We start from the raw sequence: 22,325 nt of genomic DNA on the forward strand, positions 1-22,325 counted from the left end.
TATCAGACCGTAATAAGTTAATAGATATTGCTAAGGGGAGAGCTGCCAGATGTCGAATCAGAAATTATTTAACGTTGCTGTCGTAGGCGCAACAGGAGCTGTAGGGGAACAAATTATTGGACTGCTTGAGAAGAGAAATTTCCCCATTAATCAATTGAAATTGTTATCTTCTGCTCGTTCAGCAGGAACGAAGGTTACATTTAAAGGGCAAGAAATTGTTGTGGAAGAAGCGAAGCCTGAGAGTTTTGAAGGCGTAGAAATTGCTCTATTCAGCGCAGGTGGTGATGTAAGTAAGGCGCTTGCACCAGCAGCAGTAGAACGTGGCGCAATCTGTATTGATAATACCAATGCATTCCGTATGGACCCAGATACTCCGCTTGTTGTACCTGAAGTTAATATCGATGCTATTAATGAACATAAAGGAATTATTGCGAATCCGAACTGTTCTACCATTCAAATGGTTGCAGCACTGAAGCCATTACAAGATCGTTATGGGATTTCGCGCATTATCGTGTCGACATATCAAGCGGTATCCGGAGCGGGTGCACGCGCTATTGATGAGATGGTTCGTCAATCGAGCGAGGTTCTTGCTGGACGTGAGGTTGAACCTCAGATCCTGCCAGTCGGCGCTTTGCCAGTGAAGCATCAGATCGCATTTAATGTCATTCCGCAAATTGATAAATTCCAAGACAATGGATATACATTGGAAGAAATGAAGATGGTTCGTGAGACGAAGAAGATCATGGACGACGAGTCCATTGAAGTAACGGCAACTTGTGTACGGGTTCCAGTCGTATACGGCCATTCTGAATCGGTTTACGTTGAGCTTAAGAATGAGTATGAATTGGAAGACGTAAGAAAACTAATGGAGAATGCGCCTGGCATTACACTCGTGGATGACCCTGCGAATCAACAATATCCGTTAGCAACCGAAGCAGCAGGTAAACCGGACGTGTTCGTTGGCCGTTTGCGCCGTGATCTTGGCCATACACGTGGATTAAATATGTGGATTGTCTCTGACAACCTGATGAAGGGTGCGGCGTGGAATGCGGTTCAAATCGCAGAATTTATCGCCATCGAACAATAATCCACATATACTGTGTTATCAACTGTCTTGAATGGATTTGGGGGAATTGCAATGCGCATCTTAGTACAAAAATTCGGAGGCACTTCCTTATCATCGTCTCTAGCAAGGGAACATGTTATTCGTCATATACGTCGTGAACTGGCACAGGGCTATCACCTAGTTGTCGTTGTATCGGCGATGGGTAGAAAAGGGGATCCGTATGCAACGGATACCCTTTTAGACTGGATACATCAAAATGGAAACATGCTGCCAGCACGGGAGAAGGATCTTCTCATGAGCTGCGGAGAGATTATCTCTGCAGCAACGTTGTGCAGCATACTTAATGAGCAAGAGATTCCTGCTGTTGCATTAACAGGATCTCAAGCTGGATTTGTGACGGATTCTCAATTTGGGAATGCTCGCATCCTAGAAGTGCGTCCGAACCGGGTGCTCGAACTGCTGAAGGAGAACAAGGTTGTCATTGTGACAGGCTTCCAGGGGCAGACGGAATCAGGTGATTTCACAACGCTTGGACGCGGAGGCAGTGATACATCAGCCACAGCATTAGGAGCCGCACTGCATGCAGAAATCGTCGATATTTATACCGATGTGAATGGCATTCTAACGGCTGATCCACGTCTTGTGGAAGATGCAAAGCCGCTAACTATCGTTAGTTATGCCGAGATTTGTAATATGGCGCATCATGGGGCTAAAGTTATTCATCCGCGTGCTGTTGAAATTGCTATGCAAGCACAAGTTCCTGTTCGCGTACGTTCGACGTTCTCTGAAGAAGAGGGAACCCTTGTTACGCATCCGGACAGCTTCAACGATCATTCGCATGGAATCGTGGATCGTTTCGTGACAGGCATTGCTTATGTGGCGAATGTCACACAAATTACAGTGGAGTCGCACGGAGGACCGATCGACCTTCAACTTCAAGTGTTTAAAGCGATGGCGCAGCACCATATTAGTGTAGATTTCATTAACGTAACGCCTTCAGGTGCAGTTTATACGGTATTTGATGATGCATCAGAACGTGCGATCTCTGTATTATATGAGATGGGCTTTGAACCAAAGACTTTATCAGGCTGTGCGAAAGTATCTGTCATTGGCGGCGGCATGAATGGTGTTCCGGGCATTATGGCACATATTGTCGAGGCTCTCACGGAACAAGAAATTCAAATTCTGCAATCTGCCGACTCCAATACAACGATTTGGGTACTTGTCCGAAATGAAGATATGGTTCGAGCATTAAGAGCATTACACACGAAATTCGAACTGCACTTATAGTACGCCTCTTATTGAAAAGTAGTTAACCATATTGGAAATAAGGAGGGGACAACGTGGACTTCGGCAGACTTATTACGGCGATGGTAACCCCGTTCGACGAGCAGCAGGAAATCGATTGGGGCCAGACCGCTAAATTAATCGATTATTTGATTGAAGAACAACGCAGTGACAGTCTCGTGGTGTGTGGTACAACGGGAGAATCTCCAACGTTATCCGACGAGGAGAAGCTTGCGTTATTTCGATTTGCTGTGAAGCAATCGAATGGGCGCGCCAAGATTATTGCGGGTACGGGCAGCAATGATACGCGTCATTCTGTGCATCTTACGAAACTTGCTGAAGAGGAGGGAGTTGACGGCATTCTTGCCGTGACGCCTTACTACAACAAGCCTAGTCAAGAAGGATTGTTCCAGCATTTCAAAGCTATGGCGGAAGCGACCAAGTTACCGGTACTTCTCTATAACATTCCAGGACGCAGTGTAATTAATCTTAGTGTCGAGACGACGCTAAGGCTTGCACAAATCCCGAACATCGTCGGTACCAAGGATTGTGCGAGCCTTGAACAATTAACAGTCATTGCTACGGCAGCGCCAGCCCATTTCAAGGTCTATTCCGGCGATGATTCGATGACGCTGGCGACGTTAGCTATCGGTGGGTACGGTATTGTGAGTGTCTCCAGCCATATTATCGGTTCAACGATGAAATCGATGATCGAGGCTTATTTGCAAGGGGATGTCAAGCATGCGGCTGAACTTCATCAGCAGAGTTTCCCGATGTTCAAGGGTCTTTTTGAATGCCCGAATCCTGTTGCTGTGAAATATGCGTTAGGACTTCGTGGGCTTTCTGTTGGCGGCGTTCGTTTACCGCTCGTAGCACCTTCCGAAGCGGAGGCTTTATTTATTCAAAATTTACTGAATAATTAATATCATAAAGTGCACAACCAAGCCGATGCGAGCCTTTTCGCATCGGTTTTTCTATTTCGGGGAGAATAGGGTGAAGAATGTGTGACTTGTGTTTTCCTAAATTAATCATGTATAATGATAAAAAGTGACTGGGTGCGGTATTTTTTAGAAAACGCTTATATCGTCCATTATGGGCAACGGAATCGTTTTCTTTAGAAAGTTTTACTTTTGGATTTTGTCCGGATAAGAGAATATGTTATCGGATGATCTTCGGATGATTATGAAAGTTGTTCCGAAGGGTTAATTTCCTGCGGATAATTATAGGAGGGTTAGATTCACTTGTCGAAAAAGAACAACACGGATAAAATAACGATTTTTGCGCTTGGGGGCGTTGGTGAAATTGGCAAGAACATGTACGTCGTACAATATGGTAATGATATTGTTGTCGTAGATGCCGGCTTAAAGTTCCCTGAGGAAGATATGCTCGGAATTGACATTGTTATTCCAGATATCTCTTACTTAACAGAGAACCGCGATAAAGTACGCGGGATTCTTGTAACTCACGGTCATGAAGACCACATTGGTGGATTGCCGTATGTATTGAAGCATTTAAATGTACCGATTTACGGTACCAAACTCACACTTGGTCTAATTGAGAGCAAACTAAAAGAAGCGAATCTGTTAGGTGAAACGAAGCGAATCCTGATCAATGCAGATTCTATCGTTCAAATGGGCAGCATTCAAGCAAGCTTCTTCCGTACGAATCATAGTATTCCAGATTCAGTCGGCGTATGCCTTGAGACACCGGAAGGCACAGTAGTACATACAGGTGACTTCAAATTTGATCATACCCCAGTCAATGGTCAATATGCAGATTTACATCGTATGGCAGAAATCGGTCAGAAGGGTGTTATTGCCCTCTTATCGGATAGTACAAATGCAGAACGTCCAGGATTCACGCCTTCGGAGAGCAATGTAGGGAAGAACCTGGAGGACATTTTCCGCAAAGCACAGCAGCGTGTCGTCGTTGCGACATTTGCATCGAATATTCATCGTGTACAACAAGTTATTGATGCCGCTGTTGCAACGAACCGGAAGTTAACGGTTATTGGTCGCAGTATGGTCAATGTCGTCACGATTGCTTCGGAATTAGGCTACTTGCATATCCCAGATGGTATGTTGATTGAGCCGGAAGAAGTGAACAAAATGGCAGCCGATCGTGTTGTTATTTTATCAACAGGCAGTCAAGGCGAGCCGATGTCAGCTCTAACGCGGATGGCGCGGAATACGCATCGTAAGATTGATATTTTGCCAGGCGATACAGTAATCATCGCAGCAACGCCAATTCCAGGTAACGAGAAATATGTTGGACGAACTGTAGACGAATTGTTCCGACTTGGCGCTCACGTTATCTATGGCGGATCGACTACAGGTGTTCACGTATCAGGTCACGGTAGCCAAGAAGAATTGAAACTGATGTTGAATTTGATTAAGCCGAAATACTTCATTCCAATTCACGGTGAATATCGTATGCTTCGCCAACATGCATTGCTCGGGGAGCAAGTAGGAATCGAGAGCGAGAATATCTTCATCGTTGATATTGGTGAGACCATTGAAATTCAAGGCGGTACTGCTCGTAAAGCGGGTAAAGTACCATCAGGCAATGTTCTTATTGACGGATTAGGTGTAGGTGACGTTGGTAATATCGTATTGAGAGATCGTAAGTTACTCTCGCAGGATGGTATCCTCGTCGTTGTTGTTACGCTAAGCAAGCAAGACGGAACAATCCTATCCGGACCAGATATTATCTCTAGAGGATTTGTCTATGTGCGTGAATCCGAAGGGCTTTTGGATGAAGCGAACCGTATTGTAACGAATACACTTCATAAATTGATGAATGAGAATGTTAACGAATGGGCGTCATTGAAGACGAATGTCAAAGATGCGCTTGGTCGTTTCCTATATGAGCAAACACGTCGTAGACCGATGATTTTGCCGATCATCATGGAAGTATAATATTAGCATGTTCGAGAAGAGCCGCGATTGCGGCTCTTTTTTATTTAGGAATGTATGCTTTCACCACAAATAGTTCTTTCTTTTCTAGACGTATTCGTCACATCTTTTGTATTGAATGATGGATACTGCACCATACTATGGGATGCGATCACAGTCTAGGAAGGATGATGCAGATCATGACTTATATGAACGACTCAGGGTTTTCAAATGCGCAGGAGCCGGGACAACCCGCAGAAGCACCAAACACGAATAATCAAGCCCCCCCAGCTGTACAGACGATTAACCAATTGGGTCAAATGACAACACCAAGTGCGGAAGACAATATCTTTTGCATGTCGATTATCGGCCAGATTGAAGGCCACTTGGTCCTACCGCCGCAGAATAAAACGACGAAGTATGAACATGTGATCCCACAAATCGTCGCTGCAGAACAAAGTCGATCCATTGAAGGGGTCTTAATCGTCTTAAATACCGTTGGCGGGGACGTGGAGGCAGGGCTTGCCATTGCGGAGATGATCGCATCCCTATCAAAGCCGACAGTAACCGTCGTCTTAGGCGGAGGGCATAGTATTGGCGTTCCGATCGCCGTCTCCTCCAACTATTCCATTATTGCAGAGTCGGCAACAATGACGATTCATCCTATTCGCTTAAATGGGCTTGTTATTGGTGTTCCGCAGACCTTTGAGTACTTGGACAAAATGCAAGAACGGGTGGTTCGGTTCGTCACCTCACATTCAAGAATCAAAGAAGAGAAATTCAAGGAATTAATGTTCAAGACGGGAGAACTCAATCGCGATATTGGGACCTCTGTTGTCGGGCCTGATGCAGTGAAGTATGGACTGATTGATGCGATTGGCGGCGTTGGTGAAGCGATTCAGAAATTGAATCAATTGATTGAAGCGAAACGTCAAGCCATGTCCAGTGAGGGGAGATCGCCGATACAATGACCATATATACCAACATGCCAATTGAGCTCGTTCTAAGTGGCGTGGACCAACCTCGACAAGCCGATATGGAGATTGAAATCGATGGGGTTCTCATGCAAGTTGCGCCACTAAATACAACTTCAGGGACCATTGTTCGCCTGCTAAGATGCCCTCTTCAAGCATATCTAAATCCAGCCTATGCCCCCGGTCAACTCATCCAGTATCATCCAGCAATTCCTCCAAGAACTAATTGGGACACGCGATAGGAACAGGATAGGAACATCCCCAGATATATGCTATAATGAAATTCTGGGGGTGACCGGTTTGGCGCGAAGAAAAAAGAAGAAAAACTTGTTCAGTTCGAGCCTAAAATACGAAATTTACGGCATCATTTGGATAACGCTTTCGGTCATTGCATTAGCAGGGGAAGCAACGGTCGGCCGCTCATTGACAAAGATGTTTGGACTCGTGCTTGGTAAGTTTTATTTTGTTCTCCCCCTCGTTGGGGTGTACGTTGGACTATATGTGATGGTCAAACGGAAATGGCCGCTTGGATGGTCTGCTAGAAGATCGGGTCTGCTTATTATTGTAATTGCGATGGCGCTAATGAGCACCATTTGGACCATTGATCATAAGCTTACGCCAACCGTTGATGTGACCGCAAGCCGAATTATAGCTCAAATACATAGTGATATAAAGACGGAATTGTTAAGTCCGGGACTTACACAGAATGGGTCGATTTATCAGAAGCAAATTAGCGGAGGATATGTCGGCGCTTTTAGTTATGCGGTGCTCTTCTGGTTATTCGGTGCACTTGGTGCCAAATTATTAATGATCGTACTGTTCGGAATCGGGATCATGTTAACAGCGAACATGTCTTACGTTGATTTGTTGAAGCTCATTCGAAGTCGAGTCATGCGGTTTCAGGAATTAATCCGGATGAAGATCAGAACGGCGAGACGGACCAAGAAAAAGTCAGTCAAGTCAGCGATGCAGCTTCGCTCGAAGAAAGCGCCTCTGCATGATTTAAATGATGATGACGAAGAAGATGATTACGAATATGAAGATTCTAACAGCAGTGAGAAGTCATCAGAACCATTGAAGCGTCGTACGATGCCGCTATTCTTTCAATTGTTCGGCGGTAAGACGGGTCCAGCTGGATCACGTCACGAAGATGATTTGGATGACGATGAATTTATGGATCGCGGAATTCTTGTATCGTCTCCGTCTAAGGTTGTGCGGTTAGATGAGGTAGAGGAGAAACATGAGGAAGCCTATTGGAATGAGTCAACGGAGGCAAAATCGGAAGCTCCTTCGCCACAAGCTCCCATTTTCCGTGATTTTCAAGAAACATCGATTCCAATAACGGAAGATGAAGGAGATCAAGAGCATTTTGCGGAACAATCCGTGACGACGTCACAAGCTCAACTACATACAACAGATCACACGATGGATGAAGAAGAATCATCTGATACGTTCGATCAAGGATTACGCTCTGATACGACAAACGCGGGCTCTACGGCCAGCATTGTAACGTCCGACAATCCAGACTCACCAGATATGGGCTCTGCAGTACCCGCAGTTGTTACACCACCTCCTAAGCCGTATCAGCTGCCATCGTTCCGATTGCTCAGTAAACCTCATGGAAGCGGGAAGAATGGGGACCAACCTGACTTTATGCAGACGGCAAGAAAGCTTGAGGCAACGCTCGAGAGCTTCGGTGTACGGGCCAAGGTGTTAGAGGTGGTACGTGGACCGGCTGTAACCCGTTATGAGATTCAACCTGATATTGGTGTGAAAGTAAGCCGAATCGTAAGTCTAACTGATGATATCGCTTTGGCGCTCGCTGCCAAAGATATTCGGATGGAGGCGCCGATCCCAGGGAAATCTGCGATTGGTATCGAAGTACCGAATTCGGAAGTATCCATTGTGACAATGCGCGAGGTCATGGAAACACAGATTTTCTCGGATGCGGCCTCTAAATTATCGATAGCATTTGGACGTGATATTTCTGGACAGACCATTATCGGTAACCTGGCCCGAATGCCGCATCTTCTCGTTGCAGGTGCGACAGGTTCAGGGAAGTCGGTATGTATTAACGGGATTATTACGAGTATTCTCTATAAAGCGAAGCCAGATGAAGTGAAATTTCTAATGATTGACCCTAAGATGGTCGAATTGAATGTCTACAATGGCATTCCGCATCTTCTTGCTCCGGTCGTAACAGATCCGAAACGCGCTTCACTCTCACTCAAGAAGATCGTTGTTGAGATGGAGAAACGTTACGAGTTATTTTCCAAGTCAGGTACACGGAATATTGAAGGTTATAATAAGCTGATGGATAGCAACCCAGCTGCCGTATTGCCATTTATTGTAGTCATTGTGGACGAGCTTGCAGATTTGATGATGGTTGCGGCTAATGATGTAGAAGATGCCATTTGTCGACTAGCACAAATGGCACGTGCTGCGGGGATTCACCTAATTATTGCAACACAACGTCCATCTGTCGATGTCATTACAGGTGTGATTAAAGCGAATATTCCATCACGTATCGCCTTTGGTGTATCTTCACAAGTGGATTCACGAACCATCTTGGACATGGTAGGTGCCGAGAAGCTGTTAGGCCGAGGAGACATGCTTTTCTTGCCGATGGGATCTTCTAAGCCTGTTCGTGTGCAAGGGGCATTTTTATCCGATGAGGAAGTTGAAGCTGTTGTTGAATACTGCCGTGATCAAGGTCAGGCTGAATACAATGAAGAGCTTGTCCCTGAAGTCGAGGAATCGAATGATCAGCCGGATGAGATGTTAGATGAACTCTACGATCAAGCCGTACAGATCATACTTGAAGCGAAGCAAGCTTCCGTATCTCTCTTGCAGCGCCGGATGCGAATTGGGTATACTCGGGCAGCGAGATTAATCGACTCGATGGAGGCCAGAGGTGTCGTTGGACCGTATGAAGGCAGTAAGCCAAGAGAGGTTCTCCTCACGATGGAAGTATGGGAGCAAAATCGAATAAGTTCGTAAATCGATAAAGTGAATAATCAAACGCTACTTTTCTCATAATAAGTTTACCATTCCTGTACAACTCACATGAGAAAGGTAGAGCTTATTCGATGAAAAGACGCATTGTTTGGATTACAGCAGGGATCTTGCTGCTACTATTCGGTACATATCACTTAAAAGCCTCGTTACTAACGACGAAGGAGACCTTCAGCAGTGCAATCCTTAAGGTTGGATCAACAGGCGCCGATGTGAACGAATTGCAAGGACGACTCAAGTTTCTCGGATTTTATTACGGTAAGATTGATGGGCAATTTGGCAGTACGACATTGAAGTCCGTCAAATGGTTTCAATCTGAATTCGGTATGCCGGTAGATGGCGTTGTTGGCGGTAAGACCAAGGTCAAGCTATGGAACGCAACGAAGAGTTGGGCCCCATCAGCCGCAGACAACACACAATCCGGTGCAAAGCCGCCGAAGAAAGATTCAACCACGTCGAATAATAATCTAGGTTTCTCGAGCAACGATCTCAAAATAATGGCGAATGCCGTTTTTGGAGAATCTCGGGGGGAGCCTTATGAAGGACAAGTTGCTGTTGCTGCGGTTATTCTCAATCGCGTGAAGTCACCAAGTTTCCCGAACACCCCCTCCGGTGTCATTTTCCAACCTGGCGCATTCACCGCGGTTGCAGACGGCCAAATCTGGCTTGAGCCGAATGAAAAAGCGCGCAAAGCCGTTCAGGATGCCATTAATGGTTGGGATCCAAGCGGTGGATGCCTGTATTACTTCAATCCGGAGACAGCAACCTCCAAATGGATCTGGACACGTCCTCAGGTGAAGACGATTGGGAAACATATATTCTGTATGTAATGGCGAATGAAGAAGTAACCTTGCACCCGTAAGGTTGCTTCTTTATTTTCGATTGGTATAGAATGGAATTGATTTGAATAGATTGACTTTAAAAATAGGGTTGATGAAAAGGAGACATGCTTTGATCATGACAAGTTTTGAGCAGGGTCGCGTGCACCAAATGCGCATTCATGTACTTCCCACCAAACGATTTAAGACATTCGCGATTTCACTTTATATTGGTGTTCCCCTCGAGGAATCTTCGGTAACGAAGGTAGCTCTTACCCCATTTGTGATGCGTAGAGGTACTGAGTCGTATCCAGAGACACTCCAATTCCGCGAGCATCTGGATGATATGTACGGCGCTGGATTTGGGTTCGATGTATTTAAGCGTGGAGATTATCAGATTGTTCAATTTCGGATGGATGTCATTAATGATGCCTTTGTGTCCGCTGAAGATTCGCTGTTGCAGCAATCCTTTGCGTTTCTTGGCGAGGTTTTGACGAAACCGGCACTCAAGCAGCCTGAATACCGCAACCGCTATATTGACGCTGAGAAGGAGACGCTTCGCAAACGGCTTGAAGCCATCGTGAACGATAAAATCCGCTATGCTGCTGAACGTTGTATCGAAGAAATGTGCAAGAACGAGCCCTATCGATTGCATCCGTTAGGAGAGCGTAAAGCCATCGATGGCATCTCTTCTGAAGGACTGTTTGAGCATTATAAACATTGGCTGCAATCCGCGAGTATGGACCTTTATGTTGTTGGAGATACATCCTTAGACGAGGTTCAGCGGCTCGTAGAGCAGCATTTCCAGCTTCAACGTACAAATGAAACCACCTATCATATGACACCGTCTGCACGCGTTTCTCGTGATGTACAGACGATTGTAGAGAAGCTAGATGTTGGACAAGGGAAATTGAATATGGGTCTTCGAACTTCAATTACGTACAGTGATGATCAGTACGCAGCAGCGCTGATGTATAATGGCATTTTGGGCGGATACCCACATTCGAAGCTGTTCGTTAATGTTCGGGAAAAAGAAAGCCTTGCTTATTATGCTTCATCTCGATTTGATGGGCACAAAGGAATTTGTACGCTTCAATCGGGAATCGAGATTGAGAATTACGAGAAAGCCGTTGATATCATTAAGAAGCAGCTCGATAGCATGCAGGCTGGCAATATTAGTGATCTAGAGCTGTCGCAGACCAAAGCGATGATCTCGAACCACGTTAGAGAGCTTGGAGATTCCGCCTTCGAGATGATCGGCTATGATTTTAATCGTCAACTGTCCGGCAAGAGTCGCACAGCAGCGGAATTGTTGAAGCAAGTGGAGCAAGTTACCATCGAGGATATTAAGCGCGCGGCGCAGACATTCCAATTAGATACGATCTACTATCTACGCGATCGGAAGGGGGAATAATCGATGCAAACGATTCAACACCCAGAACTTCAAGAAACATTGTACTATGAGAAAATGCCGAACGGTCTCGACGTCTATGTTCTGCCTAAGGAAGGATTTCAGAAGACGTATGCCACCTTTTCGACACGTTATGGTTCCATCGATAATCACTTCCGTGTTGTAGGTGGAGAAGATCACCAAGTCCCGGATGGCGTGGCTCATTTTCTAGAACACAAAATGTTCGAAGAGCCGACAGGGGATATTTTCGCGACGTTTGCCACCCAAGGGGCTTCAGCTAATGCGTTTACGAGTTTCGATCGTACCGTATATCTTTTCTCCGCGACAGAGCAGATTGAGGCGAATATTGAGACCCTCGTGAACTTCGTGCAGAATCCTTATTTTACAGATGAGAATGTTGAGAAGGAAAAAGGGATTATCGGGCAAGAAATTAAAATGTATCAGGATAACCCGGATTGGCGTGTGTACTTTGGTGTGATTGAGGCGATGTATGGCGTCCATCCAGTCCATATTGATATTGCAGGCACCGTTGAATCCATTAGCACGATTACCAAAGAAACGTTGTATACCTGCTACAACACCTTCTACCATCCATCAAATATGCTGCTATTCGTCGTTGGTGGTGTAGATGCTGAGAAAGTGATGTCCCTGATTCGTGAGAATCAAGCCAAGAAGAACTATGGTGAGCAGGGGGAGATCAATCGATTGTTCGCGGATGAGCCTACAGCCGTTTATCAACAGCGTAAGACCTCTCAATTGCCAGTATCACTGCCGAAGTGCCTTTTTGGGCTGAAGGAGAAGAAGATTCTTGAATTAGGTGAAGAGCAATTGCGTCGCGACCTAATTACGAAATTAATGTTAGATATTATGCTCGGCTCCAGCACACCGTTGTATCAGAAACTCTATGACGATGATCTGATCTCAGACGGATTTGGTTTTGAGTTCAATACAGGGAAAAATTATGCCTTCTCGATTATTGGAGGGGATACGCGGGATCCTGATCAGTTAATTGAGCGTATTCGAACCGCTGTGGAAGAAATGAAGAAGACGGGATTTGATGAGGCTCACTTCGAGCGGGCGCGCAAGAAGAAAGTCGGCAATTACTTAAGAATGCTGAATTCGCCCGAATCGATCGCTAATGAATTTACGAATTATAAGTTCCGTGAGAGTGATTTATTCGCTGTTCTGCCAGTGTATGAATCCATTACACTCGATGAGGTGAATGCAAGACTTCGGGAACATTTTGATTGGGAACAGCTTGCGATTTCGATTGTTGAGAGTCCGGCGCAGGCTTAAGCTTAAATTTGGGATGAGAGTGAGAATTGGGAATGAAATCATTAGGGGAAACGAACGTACTCATTACCGGGGGAAGCCGCGGGATTGGCGCAGCGATAGCGGAGCGATTTGCGTCAGTGGGAATGAATGTCGTTATTCATTACTTACAAGCGCATGAGCAAGCGAATGAAGTCGCAAGGAACTGTATGAAGTATGGCGTGAAAGTCTTGACCGTGACGGCAGATTTGCGTTCCAAAGAGCAGCTTCAGCGTATGATTGAGAAGTTGGATAGTCACGGGCTGATGCCGGATATTCTCGTTAACAATGCGGGCATTGCGCATTATGGATTATTGTCTGATGTGACAGAAGAGCAGTGGGATGAGATGATGTCCATTAATCTTAAAGGGATGTTCCTCTGCACACAGCTCTGTATGCCACATATGATCGTGCAAAAATATGGGCGAATTATCAATGTATCCTCCATCTGGGGGTTGTCTGGAGCTTCTTGTGAAGTGGTCTATTCCACGACCAAAGGTGGCATGAACGCTTTTACCAAAGCGCTCGCCAAAGAACTTGCACCGTCCGGAGTTACCGTTAATGCGGTCGCGCCAGGAGCCATTGATACAATGATGCTGAACAATCTAGACGATGAAGAGAAGTTGATGCTGGAAGACGAGATTCCGGTCGGTCGGCTAGGACAGCCGGAAGAAATCGCATCGCTTGTCTATTTTCTAGCATTGCCGGAGTCAAGTTATATCACCGGGCAAGTCATCAGTCCAAATGGCGGATGGCATACGTAAATCAAGGAATATTTATCAGTCGAATTGCGCACATTAACATCTGTATTATGATGAATAAGGGGTGAAACAGATGTCAGTGCTCGGCAATTACGATAATTGGAAAAAATTCCTTGGAGATCGCGTTTCTCAAGCGAAGGCTGTCGGATTAGGTGAAGACACGATTGCGAAGCTCGCTTATGAAATCGGTGATTTCCTGGATGAGAAAGTGGATCCGAAAAATGGTCCTGAACGCGCTTTGAAAGAATTATGGGCTGTTGGATCTGAAGATGATCGTAAAACTATCGCACGTCTAATGGTGAAACTTGTCGAAAAAGGTTAATAGCGGATATAGGCCAAAAGTAAGAAAGTCCCCACTCGTGGGGACTTTCTTATAATGTTTTAGTGGGTTACGCTTGCCTTTCCATCTGATTTTATATATGATTAAATTTGATTGTGAAAAATCGCGGTAATCATACAAAATTTGATAATTACTAACATTTTGACGATCCAATAATCTATGATATGACTTAGTATGGGGAGTGTGTCGGGCGTGGAATACCAACAATGGTACATGGAGTACAAAATACATAAAAATAGGCCTGGCCTCCTAGGAGATATCGCGTCATTACTCGGTATGCTCGAGGTCAATATATTAACGATTAATGGTGTGGAAGGAAAAACTCGCGGGATGCTCCTTCAGACCAATGATAACGAGAAAATTAACTTAATGGGCCAAATGCTCAAAAAAGTTGACAATATCACCGTCACAGCACTTCGTACACCGAAGTTGGTTGATATTCTTGCTGTTCGTCATGGCAGGTATATTGAAAGAGATTCGGATGATCATAAGACGTTCCGTTTCACCCGGGACGAGCTCGGTTTATTGGTAGATTTCCTAGGTGAGATCTTTAAACGAGAAGGTCACCAAGTTATTGGATTGCGGGGTATGCCTCGCGTGGGGAAGACAGAATCCATTATTGCAGGCAGCGTATGTGCGATGAAGCATTGGACTTTCGTATCGTCTACGTTGCTCCGTCAGACCGTCCGCAGTCAATTATCCGAGGAAGAAATGAACCCGAACAATGTATTCATTATCGATGGGATTGTGAGTACGATTCGCTCGAATGAGAAGCATTACCATTTACTTGAGAACATTATGAAGATGCCTAGCACCAAAGTCATCGAACATCCTGATATATTCATGCGTGAGACATCGTACGGTCCGCAAGATTTCGACTATATTATTGAACTGCGGAATACACCGGAAGAAGAAATTACGTATGAGACATTTACAGTCAATTATAATGATTTTTAATTACTTATAGACTAAAGCATTCATCCATACATGATGATAATAACATTTCAATTGCGGAGGTGAGGATGTGTCGAATTTAGGAGACCTATTAAGAAACGCACGACTCGAGAAAGGGATGTCGCTAGATGACATTCAAGAGTTGACCAAAATTCGGAAGCGTTACTTAGAGGCCATTGAAGACGGTGATTACAAAGTATTGCCAGGCAGCTTTTATGTCCGTGCTTTTGTCAAAACATATGCCGAAACCCTTGGCCTCGATTCTGATGAGATAGTCCAATTATACAAAAGTGATATCCCAGAGCCTGTATCTGAGTCGGCATCTGTGGAGCCTATTATACAGAAGCGTCGTCGTTCAGAGCGTCAGCGTCAAGATCGCGCTGGCAAATGGATTTCAGCGGTGCTCATGTGGTTGTTCTTAATTTTAATCGCTGTGGTCATTTATTTCTTCTATATCCACAAGGCGAGCCCGAATACAGATAAAGTAGATACCGGCACGCAGATCACAAATGAGAAGAAACCACCAACCAAAGAAGAGAACAAGGGAACCGGAACTGAGACAAACCCTCAGACAACAACGCCGGAGACGACACCTGATGTTACCCCAGAGGTACCTGAGAACGTCGCACCGACAATCGTGCCTAGCGGCAAAATTGGGAAAGCGAACCGGATTAAAGTTCAGACGACATCGACTGAGCCGATTAAAGTCGAGATTACAGCGTCCGGTGCGAACAGCTGGTTGAATGTGTACAAAAAAGTATACAAAGGCGAGGAGTTATTCAACGCTAATCTGTTGGATGGCACAACACAAACCTTCGAGCTTGGTGAAGGCTTGTATATTCGTCTGGGCAATGCAAACCACATGGAGATTAAAGTCGGTGGTGTACCGATTGACGACGGAAATGTTGCTAGAGCAGAACGTTTTGTATTGCAGCCGGAAGTGAAAGCGCCGGATACGACAACAACAACTGATACATCTACGACAACCGGTGAATAGGTAGCGGATGACATAAAATGCGTGATCAAAAAGTCGGCATTTCAGCACCGAGAAGGTTGCGAGAACCTGAAGAAGGAGGAACGGAGTTTAGGCAAAACCTAAATGAGTACCGGACTTCGAAGGTGAACGCAAGATTCGATGTCGATTATGCTTCTTGAATGACTTCGTGATCAAATGATGGCTTTTTGAACAACCTCTTAAAGGGAGTGATTCGATGAGTTCAGAGAATTCATTAGATATTGTATCGAAGTTCGATATGCAAGAAATGAGCAATGCATTGAATCAAGCCGAGAAGGAAATTGCAACGCGGTTTGATTTCAAAGGCAGCAAGAGCAGCCTGAAGCTCGAGAAAGAAGAGCTTGTCATCATTTCCGATGATGACTTTAAGCTTGAGAATGTTATCGACATTCTGAAGTCGAAAATGACAAAGCGCGGGCTAGCACTAAAAAACCTTGAATACGGCAAGATTGAGCCAGCATCTGCAGGCACAGTTAAACAGAAAATTAAGTTGAAATCAGGAATTGATCAAGATAATGCAAAGAAAATTAATATCTTAATCCGAGATTCCAAACTGAAAGTGAAGAGTCAAATTCAAGGAGATCAAGTTCGAGTTACAGGTAAGAGCAAGGATGATCTGCAAGCGGTTATGCAAATGTTGCGTAAGGCCGATCTGCCGATTGATTTGCAATTCACAAACTTCAAATAATTGTAAATGAACAACCTCGATCATGGGATACGTCCCTTGCCGAGGTTGTTACAATTTTGACACCGAATTGGGGTTGTATTATACTAAGTTAGATATAAACAGACTTATTGCGCATAGGTATGGGGGATGCATAACAAATGACTGAGAAGATTAAGATCGTAACCCTAGGCTGTGAGAAGAATCTCGTGGATTCCGAGATTATGTCAGGTCTTATTCATGAACGGGGCTATTCGTTGGTCGAAGATAAAGAGGATGCGACCGTTATTATTGTGAATACATGCGGGTTTATTGATGCAGCCAAGGAAGAATCGGTGAATACGATTTTAGATTTGGCAGAGCTCAAAGAGACGGCGAATTTGAAGGCACTCATCGTATCGGGCTGCCTAACGCAACGATACAAAGAGCAATTAATGGATGAAATGCCTGAGATTGACGGGATCGTAGGAACCGGAGATTTTGATAAAATCAATGATATTGTGGATGAGGCGCTTCGTGGAAGTAAGCCAATTCTTGTCGGAAATCCGGTGTTTAACTATGAGCAGAAGCTCCCGCGCAAAGTGTCGACACCTCGGTTTACAACATATGTGAAAATCGCGGAAGGATGCGACAATGCTTGTACTTTCTGCAGTATTCCAATCATGCGCGGTAAATTCCGCAGTCGTTCGATGGAATCGATTATTGCTGAAGTGGAAGAGCTAGCAGCACAAGGCGTCAAAGAAGTCAGCTTGATTGCGCAAGACTCGACGAACTATGGAACGGATTTGTATGATCAATTTATGCTACCAACTTTGATGAACCGGATTAGTGAAGTACCGGGGATTGAGTGGGTTCGACTACACTATGCTTATCCAGGCTTCTTCACGGATGAGCTCATTGACGCGATTGCAGACAACCCTAAAATTTGCAAATATATAGATATGCCATTGCAGCATAGTGAAGACGCTGTGCTCAAGCGGATGCGGAGACCAGGAAGACAGCGTGATACGAGAGAATTGGTCGCGAAGATCCGTGCACGCATTCCAAATGTATCGCTTCGTACATCGTTGATCGTTGGTTTCCCGGGGGAAACGGATCAAGATTTCGAGAATCTATGTGAGTTTGTTAAAGATATTAAATTCGATCGCCTAGGTGTATTCACGTATTCGAGTGAAGAAGGGACACCAGCGACTCGCCTACCGGATCATCTCGATGAAGAGGTGAAGGAGTTCCGTGCGAATACGCTGATGGAGATCCAACGTCAAATTTCGAATGAAGTCAGCGGTAAGCATATCGGACAAGTTCTTGATGTCCTTGTAGAACGCTACGAAGGCCGTAATGATGTCTATGTAGGCCGTTCACAATACGATGCACCAGAAATCGACGGTGAAGTGTTCATTACAGATTGTAAAGTCGGCATAGGTGAAATCGCCAAAGTTCGTATTACACATGCTTATGAGTTTGACTTGTCTGGGGAGGGTGTCTCTTGAATCTCGCCAATCGTATTACCTTAATTCGTATTTTTCTCGTACCGATCATGATGTTTTTCTTGCTGGTGAAGACGGATTATTTCCCGGCTATTCATGTCGAGAGTTTTCAGATTACCTATAACCAGATCATCGCTGCCTTGATTTTCATTATTGCGGCGAGTACAGACGGTCTGGACGGCTATATTGCCCGCAGCAGGAAGATGGTTACAAACTTAGGCAAACTTCTTGATCCGCTAGCGGACAAGCTGCTCGTTGCTGCCGTTCTTATCTCTCTTGTTGATATGGGAAAATGCGATGCATGGATTGCGATTGTCATTATTAGCCGGGAATTCGCTGTAACAGGCCTACGCCAGATTGCGCTCCTTGAAGGGGCGGTCGTTGCTGCGAGTAAATGGGGGAAAATTAAGACCGCAGCACAGATTACTGCGATTATTTTGATGCTGCTTAACAATTTTCCATTTGAGTTCATCGGTTTCCGATTTGATGAGGTTATGCTATGGGTTGCAGCGCTTGTAACGGTGTACTCGGGCGTTGATTATTTTGTGAAAAATAAAAATGTACTTCATTTTACAGATAAAAAACAATAGGCGACGCCTATTGTTTTTTGCTCATTATATAAGCATAGGCTTGAAGGGGGAACGGTTTATGAAAGCAGAAATTATTGCCGTTGGTACTGAATTGCTGTTAGGTCAAATTGTGAATACGAATGCACAGTATTTGTCACAGGAATTGGCGGCAGTTGGGATTGATACATACTATCAGACGGTTGTTGGCGATAACCTTGGGCGATTGCAGCGTGCGATTGAAATTGCGCGTGAACGAGCAGATCTCGTGTTATTCACTGGAGGAATTGGTCCTACCCAGGATGATCTGACGAAGGATGCCCTTGCGGGTCTTCTTGGTCGAACATTATCTATCCATCAGCCTTCTATGGATGTGATAGAGCAGTTCTTTAGCAGTCGAGGCGCTCACATGGTGGAGAGCAATCGGAGACAAGCCCTTACCATTGATGGGAGCACACCTCTTGCCAATGCAACGGGTCTTGCGGTCGGGAATGCGCTGAAGCATGACGGTACGTTCTACATTCTTCTTCCTGGTCCGCCGAAGGAAATGAAGCCGATGTTCGAGCATGAGGCGAAACGTTGGCTGCTTGAGCACGCTTTAACGAGTGAACAGCCGCTATATTCCCGGATGCTGAAATTCGCCGGAATTGGCGAATCATCGCTGGAAGCACAATTGCTCGATTTGATCGAAAGGCAACAGGATACGACGATTGCGCCTTATGCGAAAGAAGGCGAAGTGACGATCCGTGTATCCACCAAAGCTGCATCTGCTGACGAGGCGAATGCGAAGCTGCAGGAAGTGGAGTCTGAGATCCGAAACCGACTGTCCGATCATCTCTATGCTACGCAGGATGTGCCGATTGAGAAGATCATCGTTGAGCGTATGCAAACCTTGGGGCTTACACTCGGCGCAGCTGAGAGCTGCACGGGCGGTCTGTTATCAGAGATGATTACCGCGATTCCAGGGAGCTCGCAGATGTTCAACGGGGGTGTCGTCTGTTACTCCAATGCACTGAAGCAGCTGTTGTTGAACGTGCCGGTGACATTGCTGGAAGGCCCCGATGCGCCGGGGGCAGTTAGCAGTGAAGTTGCAGAGATGCTAGCGGATCAAGTCCGTCAATTGACGAATTCTGATTTTGGTATCGGAATTACGGGTGTAGCGGGACCAGGAATGTCAGAGCGGAAGCCTGCAGGACTTGTCTATGTCGCCATAGCACAGAAGGGCAAACCAACGGAGGTTATGAAGTTACAGCTCCATGGCGGCCGGGAGATTATTCGTCTGCGTTCTGTGAAGACCGTGTTGTACCATTTATGGCGAAGACTCGGGTAAGTCATGATGAAAAAAATGGAATATTCCTGTGGAAATTCTTGATATTTACATGCACACCTTGTATAATAAGAACAATGTTAACGGAAGAACCGTAGCGAAGTGTAACTTTGCTGCGGTTTTTCGCGCTATTTTCCGAATCGTCCACCCCTGCGTGACGAAAAAAACGAATGTATGTTCGAAAAAATGCTTGGCAAAGGAACAAAAACAAGTTATCATAATACTATAAATGAAAAAGGAAGTGAGTTCATTGTCAGATCGTCGCGCTGCGTTAGAAATGGCTTTACGGAATATTGAGAAACAATTTGGTAAAGGTTCGATCATGAAACTCGGTGAATCCACACACATGCAAGTGGAGGTTGTACCGAGCGGATCTTTAGCATTAGATATTGCACTTGGAATCGGTGGGTTTCCACGCGGAAGAGTTATTGAAGTTTATGGACCGGAATCATCAGGTAAGACGACGGTCGCATTGCACGCCATTGCTGAAGTTCAGAAGCAAGGTGGACAAGCTGCCTTTATCGATGCCGAGCATGCTCTTGATCCGTTGTATGCGAGCAAGCTAGGTGTTAATATTGATGAATTGCTCTTGTCTCAGCCGGATACAGGGGAGCAAGCGCTTGAAATCGCAGAAGCCCTCGTACGAAGTGGTGCAGTCGATATTATCGTTATTGACTCCGTCGCTGCACTTGTACCGAAAGCAGAGATCGAAGGCGATATGGGTGACTCACACGTCGGTCTACAAGCACGTTTGATGTCCCAAGCACTTCGTAAATTGTCTGGTGCGATCAGCAAATCGAAGACGATTGCGATCTTCATCAACCAGCTGCGTGAGAAAGTTGGCGTAATGTTCGGTAATCCAGAGACAACACCAGGTGGACGTGCTTTGAAGTTCTACTCCACGGTTCGTCTGGATGTAAGACGTGTCGAGACAATAAAGCAAGGCAATGACATGGTCGGTAACCGTACACGGATTAAGGTCGTGAAGAATAAAGTCGCACCTCCGTTCAAACAAGCGGATATCGATATTATGTACGGCGAAGGAATTTCTCGTGAAGGAAGTATTATCGATATTGGAACGGAACTAGATATCGTGAATAAAAGCGGTGCATGGTACTCCTATGAGAATGAGCGTTTAGGTCAAGGTCGTGAGAATGCGAAGCAATATCTCAAGGAGAATGTTGAGATTTCCAAAGTGATTGAGAATAAGATCCGTGAAGCAAGTCAGCTCTCGACTACGGTTCCGATTACATCGAACGATGATGAAGAGGAAGAGGAAGATTTCGAGCTAGAATAAGTATTTGCCCCCTTCCTGAAGGGGGCATCTTTTATAGAGAGCGATAAATGAACAATCCAAGTGAATTAGTGAGGAAGGGAGGAGATGAAAAATGCCCCACGGTAAAGAAAAAGAGGAGCAGGTGAAGGAACAGAAGTGGTCGCCAGCACCTGGTATTGAGCTAATAATAACGGCTGTAGAGCTCGTGCCCAGGCAGAAGCGTCGATATCAAATTTTTGTGAATGAGGAACAAGCTTTCACGGTCCATGAAGATGTTATGGTGAAGTATCGACTGCTCAAAGGTTCAACCATCGATCATGAAGAACTCCTTCCTATCATGGTGGCAGACGAGCTGCAGCAAGCCTATGTGCAGTCCATTCGATATTTAGGACGCAAACCACGTACAAGCAATGAAATACAGCAGCAGTTAACACAGAAGGGTTTTGATGTGGAGTTGATCGAACGGGTCATTCTGCGCCTCATGGACGAGCGTTTAATTGATGATAATCTTTATGCGAAGCAATGGACGGATCAGCGGGTTCGCAATCATAAGAAAGGAAGACTTATGATTAAGCATGAGCTGCAGCAGAAGGGAATCGATAAATCCGATATTGCACAAGCTATGGAGGAACTGAACACCGAGGATGAGCAAGAGAGTGCTTATCGCGTGGGACTTCGTAAATGGCAAAGTACAAAAGGGGAGCGCTATGAGCGCAAAAGAAAAGTTGTTGCATTTCTCATGCGTCGTGGATTCCCATCCCATGTGGTAAGGAATGCTGTTCAGCGGATCATGGAGCAGCAAGAGGATGACGAAAGTAATGGCTATGATGAAGAAACGTTTGAGGAAGATTTTTATGATTAATGCGGTTTAACTGGATGCAATTGTATGAATTTTGGTTGGAATATCGTGCTATTTTTATGAATTGCTCACATAAGTACAAGGATTCATGTCAATTGCTTGACAACTTCTTTTTACAAATACTAAAATGAAAATGTATTATACGAATTCTGAATCAATTTTTCCTTCCAAAAAGTTGATTCAAACTGATTAATTTCGCCAATCATTGACTCGCTTATCTTGTTCCTAGGGAAGAAGATAAGGTATGTGTAGCGTAAGAGGTTTACTCGCTATACAGTTGAAACCGATGAATATGTAAGT

General features: G+C 45.1%; 20 protein-coding genes. All 20 read left to right on the top strand.

Annotated features, from left to right (window positions below; all coding sequences use genetic code 11):
* Positions 1–49 precede the first annotated feature (49 nt).
* The 20 genes from AC3WU2_RS03600 to AC3WU2_RS03695 all read left to right on the top strand — a co-directional run bounded on the left by AC3WU2_RS03600 (position 50) and on the right by AC3WU2_RS03695 (position 22,028).
* A complete protein-coding gene (locus tag AC3WU2_RS03600; RefSeq protein WP_018757900.1) occupies positions 50–1,087 on the top strand; it encodes an aspartate-semialdehyde dehydrogenase in 1,038 nt (345 codons plus the stop codon).
* Positions 1,088–1,138: 51 nt separating this feature from the next.
* The gene (gene dapG, locus AC3WU2_RS03605) at positions 1,139–2,356 is read left to right on the top strand and encodes an aspartate kinase (protein WP_314586208.1); all 1,218 of its coding nucleotides are present in this window, start codon (positions 1,139–1,141) and stop codon (positions 2,354–2,356) included.
* Between the two features lie 53 nt (positions 2,357–2,409).
* Positions 2,410–3,276 carry a 4-hydroxy-tetrahydrodipicolinate synthase gene (gene dapA, locus AC3WU2_RS03610; protein WP_492451333.1) on the top strand — a complete coding sequence of 289 codons (867 nt, stop codon included), beginning with the start codon at positions 2,410–2,412 and terminating at the stop codon, positions 3,274–3,276.
* 318 nt (positions 3,277–3,594) lie between these two features.
* Positions 3,595–5,271, top strand: a complete 1,677-nt coding sequence (locus AC3WU2_RS03615; RefSeq protein WP_314586211.1) for a ribonuclease J — start codon at positions 3,595–3,597, stop codon at positions 5,269–5,271.
* A 176-nt stretch (positions 5,272–5,447) separates the two neighbouring features.
* The gene (locus AC3WU2_RS03620) at positions 5,448–6,218 is read left to right on the top strand and encodes a ClpP family protease (RefSeq protein ID WP_492451335.1); all 771 of its coding nucleotides are present in this window, start codon (positions 5,448–5,450) and stop codon (positions 6,216–6,218) included.
* Between the two features lie 14 nt (positions 6,219–6,232).
* Positions 6,233–6,463, top strand: coding sequence for a YlzJ-like family protein (locus AC3WU2_RS03625; protein WP_492452178.1), 231 nt, complete (start codon positions 6,233–6,235; stop codon positions 6,461–6,463).
* Positions 6,464–6,521: 58 nt separating this feature from the next.
* On the top strand, positions 6,522–9,221 hold the full coding sequence (locus AC3WU2_RS03630; RefSeq protein WP_492451337.1) for an FtsK/SpoIIIE family DNA translocase: 2,700 nt from the start codon (positions 6,522–6,524) through the stop codon (positions 9,219–9,221).
* Between the two features lie 89 nt (positions 9,222–9,310).
* Positions 9,311–10,066: a spore cortex-lytic enzyme gene (sleB, locus tag AC3WU2_RS03635; protein ID WP_492451339.1), complete on the top strand. Its 756-nt coding sequence runs from the start codon at positions 9,311–9,313 to the stop codon at positions 10,064–10,066.
* Positions 10,067–10,187: 121 nt separating this feature from the next.
* Positions 10,188–11,468 carry an EF-P 5-aminopentanol modification-associated protein YfmF gene (yfmF, locus tag AC3WU2_RS03640; protein WP_492451341.1) on the top strand — a complete coding sequence of 427 codons (1,281 nt, stop codon included), beginning with the start codon at positions 10,188–10,190 and terminating at the stop codon, positions 11,466–11,468.
* Between the two features lie 3 nt (positions 11,469–11,471).
* Complete coding sequence (gene yfmH, locus AC3WU2_RS03645; RefSeq protein ID WP_492451343.1) at positions 11,472–12,761, top strand: EF-P 5-aminopentanol modification-associated protein YfmH; 1,290 nt, start codon at positions 11,472–11,474, stop codon at positions 12,759–12,761.
* A 32-nt stretch (positions 12,762–12,793) separates the two neighbouring features.
* A complete protein-coding gene (gene ymfI, locus AC3WU2_RS03650; protein WP_492451345.1) occupies positions 12,794–13,540 on the top strand; it encodes an elongation factor P 5-aminopentanone reductase in 747 nt (248 codons plus the stop codon).
* A 70-nt stretch (positions 13,541–13,610) separates the two neighbouring features.
* Complete coding sequence (locus AC3WU2_RS03655) at positions 13,611–13,859, top strand: DUF3243 domain-containing protein (protein ID WP_314586222.1); 249 nt, start codon at positions 13,611–13,613, stop codon at positions 13,857–13,859.
* Positions 13,860–14,069: 210 nt separating this feature from the next.
* Complete coding sequence (locus tag AC3WU2_RS03660) at positions 14,070–14,834, top strand: DUF3388 domain-containing protein (RefSeq protein ID WP_026264013.1); 765 nt, start codon at positions 14,070–14,072, stop codon at positions 14,832–14,834.
* A gap of 67 nt (positions 14,835–14,901) precedes the next feature.
* Positions 14,902–15,828: a helix-turn-helix domain-containing protein gene (locus AC3WU2_RS03665; RefSeq protein WP_018757913.1), complete on the top strand. Its 927-nt coding sequence runs from the start codon at positions 14,902–14,904 to the stop codon at positions 15,826–15,828.
* 214 nt (positions 15,829–16,042) lie between these two features.
* Entirely contained in the window at positions 16,043–16,534 is a 492-nt protein-coding gene (locus tag AC3WU2_RS03670; RefSeq protein ID WP_492451349.1) for a YajQ family cyclic di-GMP-binding protein, read from the top strand.
* A 137-nt stretch (positions 16,535–16,671) separates the two neighbouring features.
* On the top strand, positions 16,672–18,000 hold the full coding sequence (rimO, locus tag AC3WU2_RS03675; protein ID WP_492451351.1) for a 30S ribosomal protein S12 methylthiotransferase RimO: 1,329 nt from the start codon (positions 16,672–16,674) through the stop codon (positions 17,998–18,000).
* Positions 17,997–18,587 carry a CDP-diacylglycerol--glycerol-3-phosphate 3-phosphatidyltransferase gene (pgsA, locus tag AC3WU2_RS03680; RefSeq protein WP_018757916.1) on the top strand — a complete coding sequence of 197 codons (591 nt, stop codon included), beginning with the start codon at positions 17,997–17,999 and terminating at the stop codon, positions 18,585–18,587. The genes rimO and pgsA overlap by 4 nt, the downstream gene beginning before the upstream one ends.
* A gap of 58 nt (positions 18,588–18,645) precedes the next feature.
* Positions 18,646–19,893: a competence/damage-inducible protein A gene (locus AC3WU2_RS03685; RefSeq protein WP_492451354.1), complete on the top strand. Its 1,248-nt coding sequence runs from the start codon at positions 18,646–18,648 to the stop codon at positions 19,891–19,893.
* A 247-nt stretch (positions 19,894–20,140) separates the two neighbouring features.
* On the top strand, positions 20,141–21,187 hold the full coding sequence (recA, locus tag AC3WU2_RS03690; RefSeq protein ID WP_379343354.1) for a recombinase RecA: 1,047 nt from the start codon (positions 20,141–20,143) through the stop codon (positions 21,185–21,187).
* Positions 21,188–21,278: 91 nt separating this feature from the next.
* Positions 21,279–22,028 (top strand): regulatory protein RecX, encoded by a 750-nt coding sequence (locus tag AC3WU2_RS03695; RefSeq protein ID WP_492451356.1) that lies wholly within the window; start codon positions 21,279–21,281, stop codon positions 22,026–22,028.
* Positions 22,029–22,325 lie beyond the last annotated feature (297 nt).

The organism is Paenibacillus sp. EB106-05-06-XG162 (genome assembly GCF_058791655.1).